Source organism: Bradyrhizobium iriomotense, from assembly GCF_018130765.1.
In the GTDB taxonomy this organism is placed as follows: domain Bacteria; phylum Pseudomonadota; class Alphaproteobacteria; order Rhizobiales; family Xanthobacteraceae; genus Bradyrhizobium; species Bradyrhizobium iriomotense_A.
Genome location: NZ_JAFCJZ010000001.1, coordinates 204,939 through 229,989, shown reverse-complemented (window position 1 = coordinate 229,989; position 25,051 = coordinate 204,939). Strand labels below are relative to the sequence as shown.

At 65.4% G+C, this 25,051-nt stretch carries 17 protein-coding genes and 1 tRNA gene; 16 read left to right on the top strand and 2 right to left on the bottom strand.

From position 1 onward, the window contains the following. Positions 1 to 34 precede the first annotated feature (34 nt). Positions 35 to 1,069, bottom strand: a complete 1,035-nt coding sequence (locus tag JQ635_RS01040) for a cysteine synthase A (protein ID WP_211408031.1) — start codon at positions 1,067 to 1,069, stop codon at positions 35 to 37. Positions 1,070 to 1,817: 748 nt separating this feature from the next. On the opposite strand from JQ635_RS01040, the gene JQ635_RS01035 reads away from it, so the two are divergent. The 7 genes from JQ635_RS01035 to JQ635_RS01005 all read left to right on the top strand — a co-directional run bounded on the left by JQ635_RS01035 (position 1,818) and on the right by JQ635_RS01005 (position 12,248). Continuing rightward, positions 1,818 to 3,302, top strand: a complete 1,485-nt coding sequence (locus JQ635_RS01035) for an efflux transporter outer membrane subunit (protein WP_211408030.1) — start codon at positions 1,818 to 1,820, stop codon at positions 3,300 to 3,302. Continuing rightward, positions 3,292 to 4,665 (top strand): efflux RND transporter periplasmic adaptor subunit, encoded by a 1,374-nt coding sequence (locus tag JQ635_RS01030; protein WP_211408029.1) that lies wholly within the window; start codon positions 3,292 to 3,294, stop codon positions 4,663 to 4,665. The genes JQ635_RS01035 and JQ635_RS01030 overlap by 11 nt, the downstream gene beginning before the upstream one ends. Before the next feature lie 36 nt (positions 4,666 to 4,701). Continuing rightward, the gene (locus JQ635_RS01025) at positions 4,702 to 7,851 is read left to right on the top strand and encodes an efflux RND transporter permease subunit (protein ID WP_211408028.1); all 3,150 of its coding nucleotides are present in this window, start codon (positions 4,702 to 4,704) and stop codon (positions 7,849 to 7,851) included. Further along, positions 7,851 to 10,958, top strand: coding sequence for an efflux RND transporter permease subunit (locus JQ635_RS01020; RefSeq protein ID WP_211408027.1), 3,108 nt, complete (start codon positions 7,851 to 7,853; stop codon positions 10,956 to 10,958). Before JQ635_RS01025 ends, JQ635_RS01020 begins: the two co-directional genes overlap by 1 nt. Positions 10,959 to 10,995: 37 nt before the next feature. After that, entirely contained in the window at positions 10,996 to 11,736 is a 741-nt protein-coding gene (locus JQ635_RS01015; protein WP_211408026.1) for a tRNA-uridine aminocarboxypropyltransferase, read from the top strand. 94 nt (positions 11,737 to 11,830) lie between these two features. Then, positions 11,831 to 11,904: transfer RNA gene (locus JQ635_RS01010), tRNA-Cys, on the top strand. 197 nt (positions 11,905 to 12,101) lie between these two features. Further along, the gene (locus tag JQ635_RS01005) at positions 12,102 to 12,248 is read left to right on the top strand and encodes a hypothetical protein (RefSeq protein WP_167361661.1); all 147 of its coding nucleotides are present in this window, start codon (positions 12,102 to 12,104) and stop codon (positions 12,246 to 12,248) included. 83 nt (positions 12,249 to 12,331) lie between these two features. Here the strand turns inward: JQ635_RS01005 and JQ635_RS01000 are convergent, their stop codons facing one another. Then, the gene (locus JQ635_RS01000) at positions 12,332 to 12,526 is read right to left on the bottom strand and encodes a hypothetical protein (protein WP_211408025.1); all 195 of its coding nucleotides are present in this window, start codon (positions 12,524 to 12,526) and stop codon (positions 12,332 to 12,334) included. A 263-nt stretch (positions 12,527 to 12,789) separates the two neighbouring features. On the opposite strand from JQ635_RS01000, the gene JQ635_RS00995 reads away from it, so the two are divergent. From JQ635_RS00995 to JQ635_RS00955, 9 genes are all read left to right on the top strand, one after another. Then, positions 12,790 to 13,053 carry a hypothetical protein gene (locus JQ635_RS00995; protein ID WP_211408024.1) on the top strand — a complete coding sequence of 88 codons (264 nt, stop codon included), beginning with the start codon at positions 12,790 to 12,792 and terminating at the stop codon, positions 13,051 to 13,053. Positions 13,054 to 13,548: 495 nt separating this feature from the next. Further along, on the top strand, positions 13,549 to 14,418 hold the full coding sequence (locus JQ635_RS00990) for an ABC transporter substrate-binding protein (protein WP_433996547.1): 870 nt from the start codon (positions 13,549 to 13,551) through the stop codon (positions 14,416 to 14,418). After that, positions 14,418 to 16,040, top strand: coding sequence for an amino acid ABC transporter permease/ATP-binding protein (locus tag JQ635_RS00985; RefSeq protein ID WP_211408022.1), 1,623 nt, complete (start codon positions 14,418 to 14,420; stop codon positions 16,038 to 16,040). Before JQ635_RS00990 ends, JQ635_RS00985 begins: the two co-directional genes overlap by 1 nt. A gap of 43 nt (positions 16,041 to 16,083) precedes the next feature. Next, positions 16,084 to 17,325: an acetamidase/formamidase family protein gene (locus JQ635_RS00980; RefSeq protein ID WP_211408021.1), complete on the top strand. Its 1,242-nt coding sequence runs from the start codon at positions 16,084 to 16,086 to the stop codon at positions 17,323 to 17,325. Between the two features lie 273 nt (positions 17,326 to 17,598). After that, positions 17,599 to 19,929 (top strand): acetamidase/formamidase family protein, encoded by a 2,331-nt coding sequence (locus JQ635_RS00975; RefSeq protein WP_211408463.1) that lies wholly within the window; start codon positions 17,599 to 17,601, stop codon positions 19,927 to 19,929. Positions 19,930 to 19,943: 14 nt separating this feature from the next. Then, the gene (locus JQ635_RS00970; RefSeq protein WP_211408020.1) at positions 19,944 to 20,327 is read left to right on the top strand and encodes a RidA family protein; all 384 of its coding nucleotides are present in this window, start codon (positions 19,944 to 19,946) and stop codon (positions 20,325 to 20,327) included. Between the two features lie 988 nt (positions 20,328 to 21,315). Beyond that, the gene (locus JQ635_RS00965; RefSeq protein ID WP_211408019.1) at positions 21,316 to 22,479 is read left to right on the top strand and encodes a PspA/IM30 family protein; all 1,164 of its coding nucleotides are present in this window, start codon (positions 21,316 to 21,318) and stop codon (positions 22,477 to 22,479) included. A gap of 10 nt (positions 22,480 to 22,489) precedes the next feature. Continuing rightward, complete coding sequence (locus tag JQ635_RS00960) at positions 22,490 to 23,152, top strand: OB-fold-containig protein (protein ID WP_211408018.1); 663 nt, start codon at positions 22,490 to 22,492, stop codon at positions 23,150 to 23,152. Between the two features lie 20 nt (positions 23,153 to 23,172). Further along, positions 23,173 to 24,867 (top strand): flotillin family protein, encoded by a 1,695-nt coding sequence (locus JQ635_RS00955; protein ID WP_211408017.1) that lies wholly within the window; start codon positions 23,173 to 23,175, stop codon positions 24,865 to 24,867. The last annotated feature ends 184 nt before the right edge of the window (positions 24,868 to 25,051 follow it).

Here is a 25,051-nt window from a genome sequence, read left to right as displayed (position 1 = left end):
ACGCCCGTCCCCGACGTGAGGAGGTTGCCGCCGATCAGACGAACGGCGGCTTGATGTTGCTGCGCTTCTCCAGCCATTCCGGCACCGGCAGGTTCTTGGCGCGCATGAAATCCGCGTTGAACAGCTTGGACTGGTAGCGGCTGCCGGAATCGCACAGCACGGTGACGATGGTCTTGCCCGGCCCGAGCTGCTTGGCGAGGCGCATGGCACCGACAATGTTGATGCCGGTCGAGCCGCCGAGGCACAGGCCTTCGTGCTGGAGCAGGTCGTAGATCACCGACACGGCTTCGGCGTCCGGAATCAGGAAGGCATCGTCGACCTTGGCGGTTTCGATCACGGGCGTGACGCGGCCGAGGCCGATACCCTCGGTGATGGAGTCGCCAGGGGTCGATTTGGCCTGGCCGTTCTTGAACAGCTCGTACATCGCAAACCCCTGCGGATCGGCGCAGGCGTTGACGATGCCCGGGTGCTTCTCCTTGAGATAGCGGCTGACGCCGGCCAATGTGCCGCCGGTGCCGACCGAGCATATGAAGCCGTCGATCTTGCCGCCGGTCTGCTCCCAGATCTCGGGTCCTGTCGACTCGTAATGCGCCTTGGCGTTGTCGAGGTTGTTCCACTGGTCGGCGAACAGCACGCCGTTCGGCTCGGTCTTGCGCAACTCGTCAGCGAGCCTGCGGCCGACATGCTGGTAGTTGTTGGGGTTCGCGAATGGAAGGGCCGGGACCTCGATTAGCTCGGCGCCGCACAGCTTCAGGAAGTCCTTTTTCTCCTGGCTCTGCGTCTCCGGGATCACGATCAGCGTGCGGTAGCCGCGTGCGCTGGCGACGACCGCCAGGCCAATGCCGGTGTTGCCGGCGGTCGCTTCCACCACGAGGCCCCCGGGCTTGAGCTCGCCGCGCTTCTCGGCCTCCAGGATCATCCACTTTCCGGCCCGGTCCTTCACCGACTGGCCGGGATTCATGAATTCGGCCTTGCCAAGGATGGTGCACCCGGTCAATTCCGAGGCGCGCTTGAGCTTGATCAGCGGTGTGTTGCCGATCGCTTCGACAACGTTGGTTCGAATGGTCATGTCGGGGGAAATCACTGGCAAAGGGTTGATCTGATTGGCCAGAACCTAGTGCCTGGGAGGCCAAAGGGGAAGGCTTTTGCGCTGCGGCGAAAGTGGTGGAGGCGGCCCGCGGGCTGGCGATATTCCCGAGCAGAGAACAGCGCGAACGATGCTGGATGCGATCCCGGATAGCGGCAGAATGGATATGCCCTTCGATCGTCGGGACAGGGAAGATATCGGTCGTCGCAAGCAGCTCTCACAGCCAATCTCCACCGCGTGCAAGCCAACTTGGCCGAACGTGGTTCCCGGCATGCGGAACGCGGACATATAAACCTGCGGTGGCCGGGTGTTCGTGCTCGATCGCTGGCCGCCTCGCCAGAGTGGCCGGCTGCGCCTTGGGACGGAGCTGAGGGCCGCGTGCAGCGCGCTGCTGACCGGTGCAGCCGGATCAAGCCACTCTCATCTGGGTGTGGCGCCAATATCACATGAAATCTTGGTAAGCTTGAACGCTCTTTTCGACGTCGTGAAAAGTCGAGAAGTCTCTGCAACACAGGCATATCTTGCATTTGCTTGGTTGTGATGGAAAGGGCGCAGGCGCCGCCATCTCGCACCTGCGGGACTGTCCCGCTGTTCCGCGCCCGGCTAGTATGAAGCCCAAGGTTCCGCAGAAAGCATTACCTGTGAACGAGTTGCCACAAGCCCCCCGACTGTCCCGCTGCGAATCGGTTAATCCGGCTGCGCGGTGGCGGCTTGATCTGCCCGGCGGGGGGTGGATGTGACACAGCATGTTCCGGTGATCGCCGTGCGGCGGTCTTTGGGGTCTGCGTCCCGGACGCGTCGTACAGCGCGCTGGCTTGCCGTGCTGTGCCTCGCCGCAAGTTCAGGCGCATGCGTGCTGACGCAGGATCTTCCCGATCCCGCGCTCGATGTTCCCACCCAGTACAAATATGCCGGGAAGGGGGATGCGCCGCCGTCGCTGGATTGGTGGCGCGGCTTCCGTTCCGCCGAGCTGACGCAGCTGATGGAGGAGGCGCAGACCGTCAATCTCGATATCGCTGCCGCCGTGGCGCGCATCGTCCAGGCGGACGCCCAGGCGCGGCAGGCCGGTGCGGCACTGCTGCCGAACCTGTCGGGAAGCGGATCGGAAACCTATTCGCGCACCTCAGGCTCGTCGTCCTCCGGCCTCACCAATGGCGGGCGCGAAGTCGTCAACTATTCGGCCTCGCTGAGTGCGAGCTACCAGCTCGACTTCTGGGGCCAGAACCGGGATGCGCTGCAGACGGCGGAAGAGACGGCGAATGCCAACCGCTTCGATCGCGACACCGTCGCGCTGACGACGCTCGCCGCCGTCGCCAATGCCTATTTCCAGGTGCTGGCCTCGCAGGATCGCCTGCGTACCGCCCAGAGCAATATCGCGAGCGCGCAGCGCATCCTCGATGCGATCCGGGAGCGCCGCAAGGCCGGCACCGGCACCGACCTCGACGTCGCCCAGCAGGAGAGCGTGCTCGCCAACCAGAAGGCCCTGGTGCCGCCGCTGCGCCAGACGCTGGACCAGAACCGGAATGCGCTCGCCGTGCTGGTGTCGCGGCCGCCGGAAAGTGTGCGCATCGCCGGCGGTTCGCTGAACAGCATCGCGATCCCGCGCGTCACGCCCGGCCTGCCGTCGGAGATCCTGACGCAGCGGCCGGACATCCGCCGGCAGGAGGCGCAGCTTGCGTCGGCGACCGCCAATATCGGCAACGCGCGCGCGCAGTTCTTCCCGACCATCCAGCTCACCGGCAATGGCGGCTATCAGAGCTCGGCGCTGGTCTCGCTGTTTCAGCCGCACGCGGCGTTCTTCCAGCTCGTCGGCAGCGCGACGCAGCCGATCTTCGACGGCGGCAAGATCCTCGGCAATTTCGAATTCGCCAAGGCGCGGCAGGACGAGTTGCTTCAGACCTACCGCAAGACCATCATCCAGTCGTTTGCGGACGTCGACAACGCGCTGTATTCGATCAAGCAGACCACGATCAAGCTACAATTGCAGCGCGATGTCGTTACCTCGTCGAAGCGCGCCTTCGATCTCGCCGAGCAGCAATTGCGCGCCGGCACAGCCGACATCGTGACTGTGCTGAACGTCCAGCAGACACTATTTCAGGCCGAAGACGCGTTGTGGCAGGCCCAACTCGCACGGCTTCTCGCCATCGTCAGCCTGTATCAGGCGCTCGGCGGCGGCTGGGAGCCGCGAATGGAGAAACCGGTCAATGCTCTTTAAGCCGGATACGAAGGAAGGCGCGAAAGAAGGGACGGCGAAGAAATCGCGCGGCCGCGGCTTCGTCATGACCCTGTTCACGCTCGCGATCCTCGGCGGGCTCGGCTATTTCGGATGGACCGTCTGGCATCAGCAGCCACAGCAGGCGAACGGCCGTAACCAGCGGCCCGATCTGCCGGTGCCGGTGCTGGCCGCGACGCCGCGCATCCAGGATGTGCCAGTCTATCTCGACGGCGTCGGCGCGATCCGCGCACTTAACACCGTGACCGTGCGCTCGCAGGTCGACGGCAAGCTGATCGCGGTTAATTTCACCGAAGGCCAGGACGTCAAGAAGGGGGACGTGCTCGGCGAGATCGATCCGGCGATCTATCAGGCGCAGTACGATCAGGCGGTTGCTAAGAAGGCGCAGGACCAGGCCCAGCTCGCCAACCAGCGCATCGACCTTACGCGCTACGAGCAGCTCGCTGCGACCAATGCCGGCTCCAAGCAGCAGGCCGACACCCAGCGCGCGCTGGTCGCGCAGACCGAGGCGCTGGTCAAGGCCGACCAGGCCGCGATCGACAATGCGGCGGCAACGCTGAGCTACACCAAGATCGTGGCGCCGCTGTCGGGGCGCGCCGGCCTGCGCCAGGTCGACCAGGGCAACATCATCCACGCCGCTGACACCACCGGCCTTGTGGTGATCACGCAATTGCAGCCGATCGCGGTGTGGTTCAGCCTGCCGCAGCAGCAGATCATGCGGGTCAATGCGGCAGCGGCGAAGGGGCCGCTCGCGGTCGACGTGTTCGGCAATGACGGCGTCACCGTGATCGACAGCGGCAAGCTGACGGGCATCGACAACCAGGTCGACCAGACCACCGGCACGCTCAGGCTCAAGGCGGAATTCCCCAACGCCAATTACCAGCTCTGGCCTGGCCAGTTCGTCAATGTCCGCCTCAAGGTCGAGACCTTGACGCAGGCGCTGGTGGTGCCGACGTCTGCGGTGCAGCGCGGCCCGGTCGGCACCTTCAGCTATGTCATCGGCGAGGACAATGTCGTCTCCGCCAAGCCGGTGACGGTGACGCAGCAGAACGAGCATGATGCCGTGATCGCCAGTGGCCTGTCGGCGAGCGACAAGGTCGTCACCACGGGCTTTGCCAATCTGTCTGACGGCTCCAAGGTTGTTGTCGGCCGCGACGACCAGACGCCGTCGGCCGATCTCGCCCCGCGCAAGCGCTCGCGCGGTCCGGATGCCCAGAAAAAGGACGGACAAGGCAAGGACGGCGAGTTCCGCGCCAAGCGAAACAGCAGCGAAGGCGACCAGAAGGGACAGACCGGTCCGGCACCGGGGCCGGGGGCATCGGGATCTGGAGCCAAGCAGCCATGATCCCCACAACAGCCGCCTAGGCGGCAGGCGTATTCCATGGGAGTCTCCGAACCCTTCATCCGCCGGCCCATCGCGACCTCGCTGCTCGGTATCGCGCTGCTGATCGGTGGGCTGCTCGGCTATTTCGCGCTGCCGGTCTCGGCGCTGCCGCAGGTCGACTTCCCGACCGTGCAGGTGACGACGCAGCTGCCGGGCGCGAGCCCCGACGTGATCGCCTCGCTGATCACCGCGCCCCTGGAGCGGCAGCTCGGCCAGATTCCGTCGCTGTCGGCGATGAACTCGACAAGCTCGTTCGGCGTCAGCCAGATCTCGCTGCAGTTCGACCTCAATCGCGACATCGACGGGGCGACGCAGGACGTGCAGGCCGCGATCAACGCGGCTGCCGGCGTGCTGCCGAAGACGCTGCCTTACCCGCCGACCTACGCCAAGGTGAACCAGGCGGATGCGCCGGTGATGACGCTGGCGCTGCGCTCGGACACGATCTCGCTGCGGGTGATGAGCGACATCGCCGATACCATCCTGGCGCAACGGTTGAGCCAGATCTCCGGCGTGGGGCGTGTCTCCGTGCTCGGCGGGCTGAAGCCGGCCGTGCGTATCCAGGCCGATCTGGCGCGGCTTGCCGCCTATGGCATCGCCATGGAGGATCTACGCACCGCGATCGCCAATGCCAACGTTTCAGGACCGAAGGGCTCGCTGGACGGCGCGCAGCAATCCTACATCATCGCCGCCAACGACCAGATCGCCGCCGCCGACGCCTACAAGCCTGTTATCATCGCCTATCGCAACGGCTCGCCGGTCACGATCGCCGACGTCGCGCAGATCGTCGACGGCCTCGAGAACGACCGCACCGGCGGCTGGTACCAGGGCACGCCGGCCGTCATCATCGACATCCAGCGCCAGCCCGGCGCCAACGTCATCGACGTCGTGAAACAGATCCGCGCCGAGATCCCGAAGGTGCAGCGCGCGATTCCGGCCGGCGTGAACCTCACCATCGTCTCCGACCGCACCGTGACCATCCGCGCCTCGGTACGCGACGTGCAGTTCACGCTGATCCTCAGCGTCGTGCTGGTGACGCTGGTGGTGCTGCTGTTCCTGCGCTCGCTGCGCGCCACGCTGATCGCGGGCGTCGCGCTGCCGCTGTCGCTGATCACCAGCTTCGGCATCATGTATTTTGCCGGCTTCAGCCTCGACAATCTGTCGCTGATGGCGCTGACGATCGGCACCGGCTTCGTCGTGGACGACGCCATCGTCATGATCGAGAACATCGTTCGCCACATGGAGAACGGCGACGGGCCGATGGAGGCGTCGCTGAAGGGCGCCAGCGAAATCGGCTTCACCGTGATCTCGCTGACGGTGTCTCTGATCGCGGTGTTCATCCCGCTGCTGTTCATGTCGGGCCTGGTCGGCCGCATGTTCCGCGAGTTCGCGCTGACGCTGACGATTGCGGTCGTAACCTCGGCCGTGGTCTCGCTGACGCTGACGCCGATGATGTGCTCGCGGCTGCTCAAGCACGCGCACGAGGAGCTGGCGGTACCGGGCCTCGCCGCCATCAGCCGCTTCATCGACCGCACCGTCGAGTTCTACCACCGCACGCTGCTTGTCGTGTTGCAGCACCAGCGCCTCACGCTGGTCGTGACCTTCGCGACGCTGATTGCGACGCTCGTCCTCTATGTCGTCGCGCCAAAAGGCTTCCTGCCGCTGCAGGACACCGCCTCGATCACAGCGGTGACGGAGGCGGGGCCCGACGTCTCGTTCGCGGAGATGCAGAAGCGTCAGGCCGAGGCGGCCGACGCCATCAAGGCCGATCCTGACGTGGTCGGCGTGGTCTCGGTGATCGGCGCGGGCTCAGTCAACCCGACCACCAATGTCGGGCGTCTGGTCATGACGCTGAAGCCGCGCGGCGAGCGGCGCGACGATGTCGGCGTGGTCGTGACCCGGCTGAAGGAGCGGGTGGCGGGCATCCCCGGCATGACCGTCTATTTCCAGCCGGTGCAGGACGTGCAGATCTCGACCCAGTCGAGCCGCTCGCAATACCAGTACACGCTGACCGGCACCGATGCGGCGTTGGTCAGCGAATGGGCGCGCAAGCTGGTGGCGGAGATGCGGCGCGATCCCCTGTTCCGCGATGTCTCCTCGGAGGCGCAGGAGGGAGGCCTGCGGGCGCAGCTCGACGTCGACCGCACCCGTGCGGGCCAGCTCGGCGTGAGCCTGCAAGGAATCACCGACACGCTGAACGACGCCTTCGCGCAGCGGCAGATCTCGACCATCTACGGCCAGGCCAACCAGTACCGGGTGGTGCTGGAGGCGCTGCCGATGTACCAGCGCGATCCCTCGATCCTGTCAAAACTCTATCTGCCGGGCGCCGCCAGCACGACCGTCGGCGCGCCCAGCGCCCAGGTGCCGCTCTCGGCCGTGGCGACGCTGAAGCGCACCACGGCGCCGCTCGCGATCTCGCACCAGGCGCAATTCCCGTCGATCTCGCTCAGCTTCAACCTCGCGCCGGGCGCCGCGCTCGGCGATGCCGTCGAAGCCGTGAAGACCATCGAGACCCGGATCGGCATGCCCAACAGCATCGTCGGCGTCTACGCGGGCGATGCCGCCGAATTCGCCAAGGCGCTCGCGGGACAGCCCTGGCTGCTGCTCGCCGCCGTCATCACGATCTACATCGTGCTGGGCGTGCTCTATGAGAGCTACATCCACCCGATCACGATCCTGTCGACGCTGCCCTCGGCCGGCGTCGGCGCGATCCTGGCGCTGGTGCTGTGCGGGCAGGACCTCTCGGTGATCGGCCTGATCGGCATCATTCTGTTGATGGGGATCGTCAAGAAGAACGCGATCATGATGATCGACTTCGCGCTCGAGGCCGAGCGCGGGCAGGGGATGTCGCCCAACGAGGCGATCGTGCAGGCGTGCCTCTTGCGTTTCCGTCCGATCATGATGACGACGCTGGCCGCGCTGTTCGGCGCGCTGCCGCTCGCAATCGAAAGCGGCACCGGCGCCGAGCTGCGCTTTCCGCTCGGCATCTCCATCATCGGTGGCCTGCTGCTGAGCCAACTCCTGACGCTCTACACCACACCCGTGATCTATCTTGCGCTCGACCGCATCAACCGCCGCCTCGAGCAGGCGCTGCCGCCGGCCGAATCCGGCGGCCCGCCGGTCGCGGGCGCGACCGAGGGGATGCAGTGATGGCATCGATCTCGGAGCCCTTCATCCGCCGTCCGGTCGCGACCACGCTGCTGTCGATCGGGTTGTTCCTGCTGGGTGTCGTCGCCTACGAGTTCCTGCCCGTCGCATCGGTCCCGAACGTCGACTTTCCCGCGATCTTCGTCTCGGCCAGCCGGCCCGGCGCCGATCCCTCCGTGATGGCCGCGACGGTGGCCTCGCCGTTGGAGCGGCGCCTCGGCGAAATATCGGGCATCAATCAGATCACCTCGACGAGTTCGCTCGGCATCACCAACATCCAGCTCCAGTTCGACATCGGCCGCAACATCGACAAGGCCGCGCGCGACGTGCAGGCGGCGATCAACGCCTCGCTCGTCGACCTGCCGAGCGATCTGCCGACGCTGCCAAAGTTCCGCAAGGCCAACACGGCCGGCGCGCCCGTCTTTGTGCTGGCGCTGACCTCGAAGACGCTGTCGGCGAGCGCGATCTACGACGTCGCCGACACGGTTCTGGCGCAGCGCATCTCGCAGGTGCCCGGTGTCGGCGACGTCACGGTCTCAGGCGCCGACCAGCCGGCGGTGCGGGTGCAGCTCAACCCCGTGGCACTGTCGAACGCCGGCATTGCCACCGACGACGTCCGGACTGCGATCATCAACGCCAATCCGCTCGGCCCCGTCGGCATCTTCAACGGCGAACGCCAGAGCGAGACGCTGTCGCTGAACAAGCAGATGCGCACGGCGAAAGAGTTCCGCGACATCGTCATCAAGAGCTCCAACGGCAATTTCGTCCGGCTCTCCGACGTCGCCGATATCGAGGATTCCGTCCGCAACGCCCGCTCGATCGCCTGGTTCAACAAGCAGCCGGCGGTGCTGATCCAGATCACCAAGCAGGGCGATGCCAACGTCATCGACACCGTCGACCGGGTGAAGGCGCTGATCCCCGAGTTGAAGCAGTGGATCCCCGCCGGCGTCGATATCTCCACCCTGGTGGATCGGACCAGCACGATCCGCGCCAGCGTGCTGGACATGCAATGGACGCTGCTTGCGACCGCGTTCCTCGTGATGGTCGTCGTGTTCGTGTTCCTGAGGCGGATGACGCCGACGATCGCGGCCGGCATCTCGGTGCCGCTGGCGCTGGCCGGCACCTGCGCCGGCATGTGGGTCGCGGGCTTCTCGATCGACAATCTGTCGCTGATGGCGCTCGCCATCTCCGTCGGCTTCGTGGTCGACGACGCCATCGTCATGATCGAGAACATGTTCCGCAATCTCGAGCATGGCATGCGGCCGTTCCAGGCGGCGCAGGAGGGGGCCAAGCAGATCGGCTTCACCGTCGTTTCGATCAGCCTGTCGCTGATCGCGGCGTTCACGCCGCTGATCTTCATGGACGGCATCGTCGGCCGCCTGCTGCGCGAATTCTCGCTGACGCTGACCTTCGCGATCCTGGTCTCGACGCTGGTGTCGCTGACGGTCACGCCGATGATCTGCGCGCATTACATCCGGCAGACCACGTCGGGCACCGCGACGCTGTTCGACCGTGTGATCGAGGGCTGGCTGTCGCGCATCGTCGCCTTCTACGCGCGCACCTTACGGACCGTGCTGGAATATCCGATGCTGACATTGCTGGTGTTCTTCGCCACCATCGGCCTCACTGTGACGCTCTACATCAAGGTCCCCAAGGGCTATTTCCCGACCGATGATTCCGGCTTCGTCATCGGGGCGACGCGCGCCTCAGCCGATATCTCGTTCCAGTCGATGCTCGGCCTGCAGCAGCGGCTCGCCGACATCGTGATGCAGGATCCGGCCGTGGCAGGCATCGGCTCGACCGTCGGCAGCGGAGGCGGGGGGCCGGGCGCGGCGACCTCGAACCGCGGCACCATGTTCATCAGCCTGAAGCCGCCGGAGGAGCGTGATCACGTCTCGACGCAGGTGGTGATCGACCGGCTCCGCCGTGCCTTGTTCCCGGTGCCCGGCATCCGCCTCTTCATGTTCGCCGCCCAGGATGTGCGCGCCGGCGGACGGCAGAGCGATTCCGACTACCAGTACACGCTCTCCTCGACCGATCTCGACCTGCTCCAGAAATGGGCGCCGATTGTCGCCAAGCGCATGGAGAGTGTCGAGGGGATCACCGACATTTCCAGCGACCGCGATCCGGGCGGGCTGCAACTGACCTTGTCCATCGACCGCAAGAAGGCCTCCGCACTCGGCGTCAATGTCCAGGACATCGACAACGCCTTGAACAACGCGTTCTCGCAGCGGCAGATCTCGATCATCTATACCCAGCGCAACCAGTACATGACTGTGCTGGAGATCGACCCGAAATTCCAGGTCGATCCCTCCAACCTCGACCGCATCTATGTCGCCGGCGCAGGCGACGTGCAGGTGCCGCTGTCGGCCGTGGTCCATGCGACGCGCGGGCTCGCCGCGCTCGCGGTCTATCATTCGCAGTCGTTCCCCTCGACGACCGTGTCGTTCAACCTGCTGCCCGATGTGCCGCTCCAGGCTGCCACGCAGAACATCCAGCGCGCGGTCGAGGAGCTGCACATGCCCGAAGGCATCCGCGGCAGCTTCGACGGCAACGCCGGCGATTTCGCCAGGACCAGCGGCCGCCAGCCGCTCTTGATCCTCGGCGCGCTGGTGGCGATGTATATCGTGCTCGGCGTCCTCTATGAGAGCCTTGCCCATCCGCTCACGATCATCTCGACGCTGCCCTCGGCCGGCCTCGGCGCGCTGCTGGCCCTGCAGGTGACCAACACGCCACTGACCGTGATCGCTTTCGTCGGCATCATCCTGCTGATCGGCATCGTCAAGAAGAACGGCATCATGATGGTGGACTTCGCGCTCGACGCCGAGCGCCAGCGCGGCCTGTCTTCGGCGGAGGCGATCTTCGAGGCCTGCCAGGCGCGCTTCCGGCCGATCCTGATGACGACGATGGCGGCGCTGTTCGCCGGCATTCCGCTGGTTATCGCGACCGGTCCCGGCACGGAGCTGCGCCGTCCGCTCGGCATCACCATCATCGGCGGCCTGTTCGTCTCGCAGATCCTGACGCTCTACACCACGCCCGTGATCTACCTCCTGATCGACCGCCTGCGGCGACGGTCAGAGCGGCGTGCGCTGCCCGCGCCCGCGGAATAGGTTGTTGCTGCGCCGCGCGAAGCGTATAGCGGCGACCATGTCGAACCCGTCCGAGACCCCAGCCACTGCGCCCGAGGCGATCCCCGAATGCCCGCACTGCCAGAAGCCGATGCCGCTGTGCATCTGCGACAGTGTCACGCCCATTGAAAACCGGCTTTCGTTGCTGATCCTGCAGCATCCGCAGGAGCAGGACAGGGCGCTCGGCACCGCGCGGCTGCTGGCGAAGCATTTTGCCGATGCCACGGTGCGGGTCGGCCTGTCCTGGCCGAGCCTGTCGAAGGCGCTGGGCCGGCCGGTCGAGAATGCCGCCCGCTGGGGCGTGCTCTATCTCGGCTCGGCCCGTGCGGCCGATCTCGAGGCCGAGGGCGAGATCGTGGCGCTGACCCGCAAGGGCGAGGTCGCGGAGAACCAGCGCGCGATCCTCGGCAAGCTCGAAGGCGTCGTGCTGCTCGACGGCACCTGGAGCCAGGCCAAGGCCTTGTGGTGGCGCAATCCCTGGATGCTGAAATGCCAGCGCGTGATCCTCAACCCGCAGCGTCCCTCGCGCTACGGACGCCTGCGCAAGGAGCCGCGCCGCGACGGCCTCTCGACCATCGAAGCGGCCGCGACGATCCTGGCCGGCCTCGAGCGGCGTCCCGACATCGCCGAGGCACTGCATGCCAGCTTCGAACGGATGCTAACCCGCTACCGCGAGGTCCAGGCCGAGATGCCGGAGCTGGCGCCAAAGCCGGCTCCGAAGAGCCGCCGGCGCGATTTCCGGCGCAGCAAGCGCGCCTGACTTCGGTCCACATCGGAAAGAGGCGATCGCCGCCAAAGTCGGACGAAGGCGGTTGCCTAAGCCATTGATCCCCTATATTGGTCCGCCCTTACGGGGCCACGTGGCGGAGTGGTTACGCAACGGTCTGCAAAACCGTGTACACCAGTTCAATTCTGGTCGTGGCCTCCATCGCAAGTCTCTGATCTTCCAGCAAAAATTGAATATCTGCGCGGTTCCGCCGAGGCCGCGCGCGCCGGCAGCCGAGCTGCGCTGCAGGCGCCGCCACCGGGTTTGCCCGGGGCTTGGCGGCCCCCCGATTCAGGCCCTCTGGCATAGACTTCGCATCTGCGAAGTGACGCATCCAAAACCCTGGAGCTGGAGAGCACGTGGGCGACGTCGTTCGATTTGTCCCGAAATCCGAGCTGGAACGGGCCCGCCTCATTGCCGAGGCGCGCGCGATCTATGACAGCATCTTTCCGCCGGCTGCACCCGACCGGGCGCCGCAGCAGGGCGAGGAGCGCGTCAAGACTTGATCGGGGCTGCGCCGGTTCCCCGGGCGCGCGGTGATGCCAAACCGCCCGCAAGGCGGGCGCATCAGGTCACGGCAAGGCGGGCCTCAGCAGGCCGCGTACCAGCCGTCCGGAAACGGCAGCAGGGGCCAGGCGCCCTCATTGTCGTTGGCGGCTTTAGGTGTTGCGTCATACGACCACGAACGGGGCACGAATTCCTCCTCCGGCGCGGTCGTGAAATCTTCAACGATCATGGCGTCCCGGACGGCATCCAGCAGCAAGTTGAATTCGGCTTCGCTCATCACACCCTCGCAGAACGCGGATGGCGCAATGTCGCAAAGCCGGTTTGTCAGCCGATTGAGCCGATCGTTCGCATTTTAACGATCCGGCGATCGGGTCCCGTTTGGTTAGCGATTCCTGAAGAAATCCCCGCGGGAACCTAGGCGTCCGGGGCCCATAGCCAGTGTGAAAGAGATCACATTCCCGGCGATTTATTTCTCCTACCCCTTCGCAACGACCGGCCAACGTGGGCCGGGAACGGGCGGGCAGAACGGGAGACTTGGTCATGAAGACAAGGTTCTTGCGGTTTGCGGGTGTGAAGAGCCGGGCGCGCCGCGCCTCGACGGTCGGGCTGTTCCTGACGCTGTTTGCCTCCGCCGCTCAAGCGCAGCAGGGAACACCCGAACAGCGCCGGGCCTGCACCCCCGACGTCTACCGGCTCTGCGCCGGCGAGATCCCCAACGTCCGCGCCATCACCGCGTGCCTGCGCCGTAACCGATCAAGCTTGAGCGAAGCTTGCCGCAGCGTGTTCGATCAGGCCGGCGGCTGACATAGCTGACCTGTGGGTTTGTGCGCAGCAAGTGGCCCGCACGGGCTCGCGAATCCGGCATAGTCGACCTGTGGATATGCTGCGGACAGCCTGTGGAATGCTGTGGATGCAGCACGCAGATGCGTCGGTCCGCCCCCGTATCTCCGTCGGCAGGCGCCATATCTCTGTCAAATAGCCTCACGAGATGATTTTGAGATCGCGCAGATTGCTGCGCCATCCAGGATGATTTGGTTCCCCCGAATTCGGAATCCCGCACTGGCGGCGCTTTCGTGCATGCGAACAGTTTTTGTGCAGCCGCTTGCCCAAATCGCGGGCCGCCTCCATCCAATTTTTTGTACGCCCGCGGACAAGCTTTCCCGTGCGCTCTGAACCTAGGCTGACCTTCGAGTTCAGCAACATGGCCGAGTTCAGTCACATGGCCATGCCAATTCGAAGGAGCAGCACATGGACAGACGGGTATTGCCCCAGGCGCGGCGGGGAACGGCGCGCGCATCGATGCCGTGGCGCAAGGCCGCGCTCGGCGCGGCCATCGCTTTCGGCCTCGTCGCCGCCGCACCGCTGAGCGCACAGGCCGCAGCGCCCGCCGCCTGCACCGCGCTCCAGGAGAAATATCCGGACTGGAAGGGCAAGACGCTCGTCAACGCCATCAACCCGCACACGCCGGGCTATGAGACCATCGACCCCAAGGATCCCAGCAAATATATCGGCTTCGACATCGATCTCGGCGAAGCCATCGGCGAATGCCTCGGCTTCAAGCTGACCTACAAGCCCGTGGTGTTCGCAGCGCTGCTGACCACGCTCGCCGCCGGCCAGGCCGACATCGTCATCTCCGACATCTACGCCACCAAGGAGCGCGCCAAGGCCGCCGACTTCATCACCTACTCGAAGGTGTTCGACGGCGTACTGGTCGCCAAGGGCAATCCGAAAGGCATCAACGGCATCAACATGTCGATGTGCGGCGCTGCTGCCGCCGAGAACACCGGCTATGTCGAGGTGCCCCTGATCCAGGCGCTGATCCCGGAATGCAAGAAGGCCGGCAAAGCGGAGCCGACCATCCAGCTCTACGACAACAACGCCAACTGCATCCAGGCGATCCTCGCCGGCCGCGCCGACACCTATGTCAACGACGTCAATACGGTCGACAGCGCGGTGAAGGCCTATCCGGACAAGCTGGAGAAGGCGATCGCGGTGACGATCCCGTATTCGGTCGGCATCGCCGTGCCCAAGGACAAGCCGAAATTCCGCGACGCCGTGCTCGCCGCGCTGATCGAGGTGCAGAAGGCCGGCACGCATATGGAGCTTCTGAAGAAGCATGGGCTCGATGTGAACAACTTCAAGGAGCCGGACATCCTGACGGCAGACTGATGTCGCTGTTCCTCCATTACCTCAGCATGCCGTATCTGCTCGAGGGCATCGAGCTCACCCTCGAGGTGACTGCCCTCGGGCTCGGCGGCGGATTGATCCTCGGACTGATCCTCGCCGGCATGCAGCTCTCGCGCTTCTGGCCCCTGGCGGCGATCGCCAGGGCCTACACCGTGATCTTCCGCGGCACGCCGCTGATCCTGCAAATGGTGTTCGCCTACGACGCGCTGCCGCATATCGGCATCAAGCTGCCGGCAGTGCTGGCCGCCGGTCTCGCGCTCGCCTGCAACGAGGCACCGTTCATCGCGGAGATGCTGCGCGCCGGCGTGCTCGGCGTCGATCGCGGGCAGGTGACGGCGGGGCAGGCGCTCGGCATGACACCCCGGATCCTGATGTGGCGGGTGATCGCGCCGCAGGCGATCCGCACCATGATCCCGGCCTTCGGCAACGAGGCGGTGAGTGCGTTGAAAAACTCCTCGCTCGCCTCCGTGGTCGCGGTGCAGGAGCTGACCTTGCGCTCGACCCAGCTGGCGTCCTCCACATTCGACTTCTTCTCGATCTTCTTCGCTTCGGGCCTGCTCTATCTCGTGCTGACCGCGACCATCAGCGGCATTCAGCTTTTCGTCGAATGGCTGCTCGATCTCGACCGCGCGAAAGGGCGTGAGCGCAAGCTCGCCGATTATCTGCCCTGGTGCCGTGTCGACCTTGTCGCCAAGCTGGAACTTGCCGATGCGACCGCCATCGATCCCGAGCCCGCGCAAGCGGAGCTCACGGATACGCCGCCCCTGGCCCTGACTCGCGAGGAACGCGCCCGCCGCACCGCGACGATCGCGCGCAACAACATCGCGGTCGAGGTCAAGGATCTCACCAAGAGCTACGGTCCGCAAAAGGTCCTCGACAGTCTCGACCTCACGGTCCGTGTGGGGGAGGTGGTGGCGCTGCTCGGTCCGAGCGGCTCCGGCAAGAGCACGCTGCTCCGCTGCATCAACCATCTCGAAAACTGGGATGCCGGCACCGTGCGCGTCGGCGGCCGCCGGCTGGGGTTCGGCGAAAACGGCAAGCCGCTGTCACCCCGCGACCTCGCCAATGAGCGGGCCAGCGTTGGCGTCGGCATGGTGTTCCAGCAGTTCAATTTGTTCGTCCATCTCTCGGCGAAGGAGAACATCGCCGGTCCCTTGCGCTGGGTCCACGGCATGACCCGCATCGACGCCGACCGCCGCGCCAGCGAGCTGCTCGACCGCGTCGGGCTGTCACATCGCGCCGATGCGCTGCCGCGGCATCTCTCCGGCGGCCAGCAGCAACGGGTCGCCATCGCCCGCGCGCTGGCGCCGAATCCGAGTGTGCTGCTGCTGGACGAGCCGACCTCGGCGCTCGATCCCGAGCTCGTCAACGAGGTGCTGGAGGTGATCCGGCGTCTCGCCATCGACGACGGCCTCACCATGATCATCTCGACCCACCAGATCCGGTTCGCCGACGAGGTCGCCGACCGCGTCGCTTTCCTGAGCGGTGGCGCGATCATCGAGGAGGGGCCGGCGCACGAGGTGCTCTCGAGCCCGCGCAACGCGCTGACGGCGCGTTTCCTCAACGTGATGGAAGCCGACAAGACTCCGGAGGCAGTGCGATGAGCGTCTCCGCCACAAGGTTCACGACTCCCGAAGAGGCCACCTCATGAAGCATGTCACGCTGCCGGTTTCGCCGAAGACCGTCCACTGGGGCTATTTCTCCAAGAAGGTCACCCCGGCCCTGACGCTGCGCTCCGGCGATCGTGCCACCATCGAGACGCTGACGCATCATGCCAACGACGACTACGAACGCATGATCCAGGGCGATCCCGGCGCCGAGAGCGTGTTCCAGTGGACGCGTGAGCACAAGGCTGTGGCGCGCCGCGGCTCAGGCCCGGTCGAAGGCCCCTTCATCCGCGGCGCAGGCGAGGGCATCGGCGTGCATCTTCTCACCGGGCCGGTCGCGATCGAAGGCGCTGAGCCCGGCGACATTCTCGAAGTGCGCATCCTCGATATCAGGCCGCGGCCGAGCTGCAGCGCCTGCCATGCCGGCCGCTGCTTCGGTTCCAATGTCGCCGCCAACTGGGGCTTTCACTATCACGACCTGATCGAGGAGCCGAAGCCGCGCGAGGTCGTCACCATCTTCGAGCTCGACACCTCAGGCGAGCCCTATGCCAAGGCCGTCTACAACTACGTCTGGACGCCGCAGACCGATCCCGACGGCATCGTGCATCCGACCATCGACTATCCCGGCGTCCGCGTCGATCACGCCACCATCAGGAAACGCGAGAACATCCTCTCCAGCGTGAAGGTGCCCGCACGATTGCATTTCGGCACGATGGGCCTTGCGCCATCCGAAGCCGATTTCGTCAGCTCGATCCCGCCGAGCTACACCGGCGGCAATATCGACGACTGGCGCATCGGCAAGGGCGCGCGGATGTTCTATCCGGTGGCCGTGCCCGGCGCCTATTTCTCGGTCGGCGATCCCCACGCCGCGCAAGGCGACAGCGAGCTCGGCGGCACCGCGATCGAGACCTCGCTGACCGGCGATTTCGAATTCATCCTGCACAAGAAGGCTGATCTGGCCGGCACCCATCTGGAAGGCCTCAACCATCCCATGCTGGAGACCGACCAGGCCTGGTCGTTCTACGGCTTCACCTATCCGAACTATCTCGCGGCCCTCGGCGCCGATGCCCAAACCGAGATTGCCAATCACAGCAGTCTCGACCGTGCGATGCGTGATGCGTTCAGAAAACTCCGCCGGTTCCTGATGACCGTGCACGGCCTCAGCGAGGACGAGGCGATCTCGCTGATGTCGGTCGGCGCGGATTTCGGCGTCACCCAGGTGGTCGATGCCAATTGGGGCGTCCACGGCACGATCCGCAAGAACATGTTTCGATGCGACTGAATCTCTCCACTCGTCATTCCGGGGCGACGCAACGCGTCGAACCCGGAATCCATTTCACCACCGTCTCCTGTGCGCAATGGATTCCGGGTTCGCGCTTGCGCGCGCCCCGGAATGACGAAGGGGGATCGCCAAACTCTAACACTTTGAAGAACAGTCCAATTCCCGGATGAACACTTGACCAACGAACCCCATTTGCGGCCCGTCGCTGCGACGGACGACCGCGTTCGTCTGGCACAGAGGTTGCTTCGATCGACTGCAATCTGGGTCGATCCGATGAGCTTCCGGCCGTTCACGAGCGAATCCTACGCGCAAGACGACCGCCCCGAAGCGTGGCGGGACGTGCTGGCGGCGGTCGGCCTGCAGCCGGCAGGCGGTCATTCCTTCTTTGACGGGCACGCAACCGCCTCGCATCGCCAGGCCGCAGGTGTTGCGCTGACGCGCATGGCCGCGGGCGCGCAGAGCGTCGCGCCGCTCTCGCAAGCCAATGAAGACGTCCCGATCGCGCTGATGCCGGTCGAGGACGGCATGGTGCTCAGAAGCGCCGGCGGTCACCGCATCGTTCCCGTCGGCCATCTCGTGCTGCTGCCGCGCAGCGGCGACTGGAGCATCGTGTTCCAGCGCGACATGCGCGCCATCGTGCTGTCGGTGACCTCGGAGGCGCTGCACGGACGCCTGTCGGGCAAGCCGCGGCTTGGCGAGCCCCGCGTGGTTCCACCGGGGGGCTTTGCCGATGTGTTCGCGCGCATGCTGGATGCGACTGCGCGTACGCTCGACACGTTGAGCGATGCCGAATGGAATTCGCTCGCGCAGTCGCTGGTCGATCTGCTGTTGACGCTCGCGCATCAACTGGCGGCCTCGGCATCCGATGCCGGATCGAGCGCGACGCAGGCCGCGCTGCTGCATCGGATCTGCCAGACCATCGAACGCCGGCTCGACGATCCCGACCTTGTGCCGGCGCGCGTCGCCCAGGCCGAGGGCATTTCCGAGCGTTATCTGCAAAAGCTGTTCGAAACGGTCGGCGACAATTTTACCCACTACGTTCGCGAGCGTCGTCTCCAGCGCGCCTGGGCGGATCTCTCCAACCCGACCGAGGCGCATCGCTCGATCTCGGAGATCGCCTACGCCTATGGCTTCGGCGACTCCGCGCATTTCAGCCGCGCCTTCCGTCATCGCTTCGGCCTGCCGCCGCGCGAGTTTCGACAGCAGGAGGCGGAGCGGGCCACCTCGCAGCATGGCGTCGCCGGTCAGCGCGGCTGGCCACAGGAGGCGCTGGCACAACTCCGCGCACATCAGAGCGTCGAGGCACGCAGCAACGTCGCCTGTGCCGGCGCCGGGGAGCGCACGAGCACGGAGCGCAGGCATCATAATCTCCCGGTCGAGGCCAGCCGCGTTCATTGGGGCTATTTCAGCCGCTCGCTGCCGCCGCAGATCGAGATCGCATCGGGCGATACCATCACCATCGAGACCTTGACGCAGCACGCCTCTGACGCCCCTGACATGATGATCGCCGGCGATGCCGCCGCCGAAAGCGTGTTCGGCTGGACGCGGGACAAGAAGAACGTCGATCGCCGCGGCGCAGGCCCCATGGACGCCAGCGTGTTCGGCCGGGGTGCCGGCGAGGGGTTCGGCGTGCACATTTGCACGGGGCCTGTCGCGGTGAAGGACGCCCAGCCCGGCGACGTGCTTGAGGTGCGCATCCTCGATATCGTGCCGCGGGCGAGCCGAAGCCCGAACCATGCCGGGCGCGTGTTCGGCTCCTCGGTGGCGGCCTGGTGGGGCTATCACTACAACGAGTTTCTCAGCGGTCCCAAGCCGCGCGAGGCCGTGACCATTTACGAGATCTTCGACGATGTGGACGCGCCGCACGCCCGCGCGCTCTATTCCTATCGCTGGGAGCCGCAGACCGATCCCTTCGGCGTGGTGCATGCCACCTACGACTATCCCGGCGTTCCCGTCGCACCCGGTACGGTCAAGCGCCGGCACGCCGTGCTCGACGGCATCCGCATTCCCTTGCGGCCGCATTTCGGCGTGATCGCGGTGGCGCCGCGCGAAGTCGATTTTGTCGATTCCGTGCCGCCGTCCTATTTCGGCGGCAATCTCGACAATTGGCGGCTGGGGAAGGGAGCGACCGTCTATCTTCCGGTCTCCGTGCCCGGCGCGCTGCTGTCGGTCGGCGATCCCCACGCCGCGCAGGGCGACGGCGAGCTCAGCGGCACCGCGATCGAATGCTCAATGACCGGCACCTTCGAGGTGATCCTGCACAAGAAGGCCGATCTCGCCGGGCGTCCCTTCGCCGATCTCTCTTACCCTCTGATCGAGACCGAGACCGACTGGGTGCTGACCGGCTTCAGCCACCCAAATTACCTCGCCGAGTTCGGCGCGCAGGGGCAGAGCGAGGTCTATGCAAAGTCCTCGCTCGACCTCGCCATGAAGGATGCGTTCCGCAAGATGCGGCGCTTCCTGATGAACACCAAAGGGCTCAGTGAGGACGAGGCGATCGCCTTGATGTCGGCCGCCGTCGATTTCGGCGTGACGCAAGTCGTCGACGGCAATTGGGGCGTGCACGCCATTCTCAGCAAGCGCCTGTTCCAGGACGCATCGTAACAAGGACAACTCAAGTGAAATTCCACATGATCAGCGGCGGCCCGAAGCCGGTCGCGCCCTTTAGCCACGCGGTGGAGACCGACGGCTTTGTTTTCGTCACCGGCCAGATGCCGGATACGCCCGAGATGCCGGGCGTGCTGCCCGACGGCATCGTCGCGCAGACCCGCGCGGTGATGGAGAACCTGAAGGTCGTTCTGGCGGGCCTCGATCTCGGCCTCGAGCACGTCGTGATGGCGCGCATCTATCTGACGCGTTTCAAGGAGGATTACGCAGCGATGAACGAGACTTATCGCACGTATTTCGCGCCCGGCTGCCTGCCAGCCCGCACCTGTGTCGGCGTCACCGGCCTTGCCTATGACGCGCTGATCGAGATCGACCTGGTGTGCCGGCGGCCGTGAGGCGAGCCTTTCGTAGCCCGGATGAGCGAAGCGATATCCGGGGCCGCCGCTCGCACGAATCCCGGATGTCGCTTCGCTCATCCGGGCTACAAGCCCTTGCGTTGCCCGCCGGCCAAAACACACAACCTGCAGGTCCATCCGCAACCTCAAAAATATTCCACTTTACCGAAATTCGGCTTTGGCGTATTCCTGCGCCACCTCATCCCGGTCAGAGGGGCGTATCGCGATCGTCACGAAACGTGGGGCGAGCGGCGGTGGACGCTAGTCACATCGGCGCGACAGGCATCGCAGGGCGGGCAACCGTGAGCGAAGGCCATCGCGCACACGACCGGTGTAATCTAGCGTACGGCAAAACCGTGTCGTCCTGGCGCCCGGGGTCTGTGCGCCAAGTCTTGCGGTGATGCGTCGGCCCGACCGGGCACGTGCATCAGCGATCTGCAAGGCGACGGGGGCAATAGTGCATCGCTCCCCGGGGAGAGCACGGCATAAGCCGTCAAACCACTGCGCAGGGAAGGCCGGTTGTTCAGGCTTCACCTGTATGCCGCTGTGCAGCCTCTTGTAGCGCAATCTTCGCACAGTGGACCGTGGGTGCCCGGCCGGCACCCGGTCTTCCCTGCGCCTTCTGACAGAGGAGGGTGTCGTAGCAAAGCTCGGGCAGAGTGAGCCGCGAGGATGCGAAGTCGTGTCTGCGAGTTGGGACCTAATAGGTATGGCACAGTATTTCCCCTTGCTCCGTCATTGCGAGCGCAGCGCTTCACGCTGCAGCACGTCCGGGACAGCGCGCAGCAAACGGCGTGGCCAAACACTCCCGCCATTTTCATCTCAAATTGCAACCCGCGCGTGCAAGAAGTCTTGATTGGCCGTGAGCTAGGGGTGATTGCCGTCCTTGAACGCGGGCCCTGCCGGCAGCGACTAACCTACAGAGTGCATAGGGATCAGTGGAACGTGATCGAGCCTCCTCTTCCTAAAGTACCAAAATGGTGCTTTAGTGCTTTCCATGAGCCAGTCGCCCCGAAACGCGCCATCCGCGCTGCGTTACAGGCTTGCCCCTGACCCGGCCGCCAAGGCCGCCATCGAGGCGACGTTTAGGGCTTATGACCGCATGATGGAGATTCTCGACGAGGTGGCGCGGACCCATAACGTGGGGTCCAACGTCGTCCTGCTCCATGCCCATGCCTATGAGCCGATCCGCAAGGAAACTGCACTGCCGTCGCGGTTGGTGACGCTGGGCCTGCGCGACCGCGCGGAATATCGCGTAGCGCAAGGGCGCCGCCTGCCGCTCGACGACAAGCTCGCCAAGATCAAGGGGCCCGCCACCATTTCGATTGCGACCGTGCAAGGGCGCTTCAGCGTGCCCTTCGACTACGCCGGCTATGCCGAGGGCTGGGGGCAAAGCGTGCCCGCGCACCTCATCCGCACCGACGACGGTTTCGAAGTTCACTACGGCGTCACGCCGAACAGCCTGCCAGAGGAGGAGAACGCCATGGATACCATCGCTGCCGCCCCCGACAACTTCCTGTCCCGGGTCGGGCGCCTGATCGCCGGGATCGCCTATGACGCGATCGAGCAGGCGGAAGGCAAGAACAAGCTCAAGGTGGTCGGACAGGCCATCCGCGAGATCGAGCGGGCGGAAAGCGAGGCGCGCGACGCGCTCGCGGCCGCGCGCGCCGAGGAGTACCGCCTCAACGCGCGCCGCACCGAGATCGAGCGCGAGATGACCGATCTCGCCGCCAAGATCGAGGGCGCAGTCGCCGATGGCCGCGACGATCTCGCTCGTGCCGGCATCGCGCGGCAGATGGACCTGGAGGCGCAGTTCGAGGTGCTCTCCCGTGCCGTCGACGAGAACAACGAGAAGATCGAGCAATGCGTGACCTCGCTGCGCGCGGTGCTGTCGGCGCTCCAGGATGCCGAGCAGCGCCGCGCCGATCTCGAAAAGAGCGAGGCGCATGCGAGCCATCAGGCCTCGACGTCGCCCCGGAAGTCGGGCGGGGCTTCCGCAGCAGCCAAGGCCTTGCGGGCGGGCAGGGCGGTGGCACGGGCGACCGGCGTGCCGGCCTCCATCCCGTACTCAAGCGACATCGACGAGCTCAGCACGTTGCATCGCGACAAGGAGATTGCAGCGAGGCTGGCGCGGCTGAAGTCGCGCTCCTGAGTGCCGTGTCATGAGCGCATTGCTCGAACACGTCATGTCGCCCGAGGTCAGGCCGTTCGCGATCGCGGCGGCCATGATCGTCATCGTCGGCTCGCTTGAGGTGGTCACGATGCTGATCGGGGCTTCCCTGAGCGAGATGCTTGGCACCAGCTTCGATTTCAGCCATCCCAGCGACAACGGCGTGCTCAACGCCATCTCCTGGATCAATGTCGGCGGCGTGCCGCTGCTGATCTTCCTGCTGCTGGTGCTTGGCGCCTTCTCCATCACCGGCTTCCTGATCCAGGACATCGCGCGAATGGTGGCCGGCCCCTTGCCGGCAACGGTCGCCTCGGTCGGGGCGGTTGTCGTCTCGGTTCCGCTGGTCCGCGCCGCCAGCGGCGCGATCGCGCGGGTCATTCCCAAGGATGAGAGCTACGCCGTTGGCCTCGGCGATCTCGTCGGCCGCGTCGGCGAGGTCGTCATCGGTCCGCTCGACCAGGGGCCGCCCGGCCGCGTCAGCGTCGCCGACATCCATGGCAACCGCCATTTCGTCTGGGCGGTCGCCGCACCGTCATCATCGCCCCTGCCGCAGGGAACTATGGTCCTGCTGGTCGATCGCGTCGACACGCGCTTCGTGGCGGTCAGGGCCGAGGATGAACTCAAACCGTCCAAGCCGTCTCTAAGCAGCAGCTAAGTCATTCATTGGAGAAAGTCATGTTCGACATCGCAGTCCCGGCCATGATCGGCGTCGCGCTGATCGTCGTCCTCGGGATCGTCTTCACCATTCTCTACAAACGCGCCACGCGTGACGAGGCCTTTGTGCGTACTGGCCTCGGCGGCAAGAAGGTCGTGCTCGACGGCGGCGCCATGATCCTGCCGATCTTCCACTCCTATGCCAGCGTCAACCTGAAGACGCTGCGGCTCACCGTCGAGCGCAAGGAGCGGGAATCCCTGATCACCAAGGACCGCCTCCGCGTCGACATCGTCGCCGAATTCTACGTCCGCGTCCGCCCCGATGAAGAGAGCATTGCGCTCGCGAGCCAGACCCTGGGCGCGCTGACCAATGATGCGGAAGCCCTGCGCAACCAGGTCGAGGCGAAATTCGTCGACGGCCTGCGCTCTGTGGCCGCGACCATGAGCATTCTCGAGCTTCAGGAGAAGCGCTCGGACTTCGTCAAGCACGTGCAGTCAACAGTTGAGTCCGACGTGAAATCGAACGGGCTCGAACTTGAATCGGTGTCGCTGACGAAACTCGACCAGACCGACGTCAAATTCTTCAACCCGGAGAATTTCTTCGACGCCGAAGGTCTGACCCAGCTCAAGACCGTCACCGAGACCCGCCGGCGCGACCGCAACGCCATCGTGCGCGACAACGAGGTGGCGATTGCGCAAAAGGACCTCGAGGCGCGGCAGCAGACGCTCGGGATCGAGCGGACCAAGAAGGAGGCCGAGCTGTCGCAGGAACGCGACATCGCCAACAAGACCGCGAGCACTCGCGCCGAGGTCGCAACCGCCACGCAGACGGCACGCCTGACCGAGGAGAACGCCCGTATCGATACCGACCGCGCGGTCGCCGAGAAGGAAGCTGGTGCCAAGCAGGTCAAGGAAACCGCTGTGATCGAGTCGGATCTGGCGATCAACAAGCGCAAGACCGACGCACAACGCGAAATCCAGATCGCGACGCAGGAGAACGAAATCCAGATTGCCGCCAAGAGCAAACAGACCTCGGAAGCCGTGGCCGAGGCCAAGACCGCCGAAGCAATTGCCGTCTCTGCGGAGGAAAAGGTCGTCACCGCGCGCGCCGTCGAGGTCGCCGATCGCGCCCGTCTCACCCAGGTGCTCGCTGCGCGCACCGAGGCCGAGCGCAAATCGACCGAGCTGATCGTCGCGGCCGAAGCCGAGAAGAAGGCCTCGCTCGATCGCGCCGAGGCCGTCAAGACGCTGGCCACAGCGGAAGCCGAGTCCAACAAGATCAAGGCGGTCGGTGTCCGCAACATCGGCGAGGCGGAAGCTGCCGTCATCACCATGAAGAACGAGGCGCAGAACAAGCTCGGCAGCAACGTCATCGATTTCGAGATCGCCAAGAAGCGGATCGAGACCATGCCCTCGGCACTCGCCGAGATGGTGAAGCCGATCGCCAACCTCAAGGACGTCCGCATCCTGCACACCGGCGGTGCGTTCGGCGGCAATGGCGCAGGTAGCGGCAATGTCGGCTTCGGCGAAGGCCTTGCCGGCGAGCTGCTCAAGGTGCACGCGCTGCGTCCGATGATCGACGAGATCCTGCGCCAGAGCGGCTTTGCGCCGGGCGATGATCCCGTGAAGGCGCTGGTCGGCGCCGTGACCGGCAAGAGCAACGGCGCCGCAGTGCCGGTGCCCGCGCCGGAGAAGACAAACAGCGCCGATCTATGAATGACGGTTCATTGCTGCTGAGAATTCGAAACGATAAGAACAGGCTCGTTGCGCGTCTCGCGTCGCGCAACGTCCCGGAGTGCGGATCGATCGCGTGTTGAATCCGTCGATCGCACTCCGGACAACTCTTTGAGGCAACGCCGTTCGTTGCCGCGGCGCCTGCGCCGATCGACGTCAGGCGCTT

Coding starts and splice junctions, on each gene's coding strand:
- JQ635_RS01040 (WP_211408031.1), bottom strand. CDS start 1,069: ATGACCATTCGAACCAACGTTGTCGAAGCGATCGGCAACACACCGCTG.
- JQ635_RS01030 (WP_211408029.1), top strand. CDS start 3,292: ATGCTCTTTAAGCCGGATACGAAGGAAGGCGCGAAAGAAGGGACGGCG.
- JQ635_RS01025 (WP_211408028.1), top strand. CDS start 4,702: ATGGGAGTCTCCGAACCCTTCATCCGCCGGCCCATCGCGACCTCGCTG.
- JQ635_RS01020 (WP_211408027.1), top strand. CDS start 7,851: ATGGCATCGATCTCGGAGCCCTTCATCCGCCGTCCGGTCGCGACCACG.
- JQ635_RS01015 (WP_211408026.1), top strand. CDS start 10,996: ATGTCGAACCCGTCCGAGACCCCAGCCACTGCGCCCGAGGCGATCCCC.
- JQ635_RS01000 (WP_211408025.1), bottom strand. CDS start 12,526: ATGAGCGAAGCCGAATTCAACTTGCTGCTGGATGCCGTCCGGGACGCC.
- JQ635_RS00995 (WP_211408024.1), top strand. CDS start 12,790: ATGAAGACAAGGTTCTTGCGGTTTGCGGGTGTGAAGAGCCGGGCGCGC.
- JQ635_RS00990 (WP_433996547.1), top strand. CDS start 13,549: ATGCCGTGGCGCAAGGCCGCGCTCGGCGCGGCCATCGCTTTCGGCCTC.
- JQ635_RS00985 (WP_211408022.1), top strand. CDS start 14,418: ATGTCGCTGTTCCTCCATTACCTCAGCATGCCGTATCTGCTCGAGGGC.
- JQ635_RS00980 (WP_211408021.1), top strand. CDS start 16,084: ATGAAGCATGTCACGCTGCCGGTTTCGCCGAAGACCGTCCACTGGGGC.
- JQ635_RS00975 (WP_211408463.1), top strand. CDS start 17,599: ATGAGCTTCCGGCCGTTCACGAGCGAATCCTACGCGCAAGACGACCGC.
- JQ635_RS00960 (WP_211408018.1), top strand. CDS start 22,490: ATGAGCGCATTGCTCGAACACGTCATGTCGCCCGAGGTCAGGCCGTTC.
- JQ635_RS00955 (WP_211408017.1), top strand. CDS start 23,173: ATGTTCGACATCGCAGTCCCGGCCATGATCGGCGTCGCGCTGATCGTC.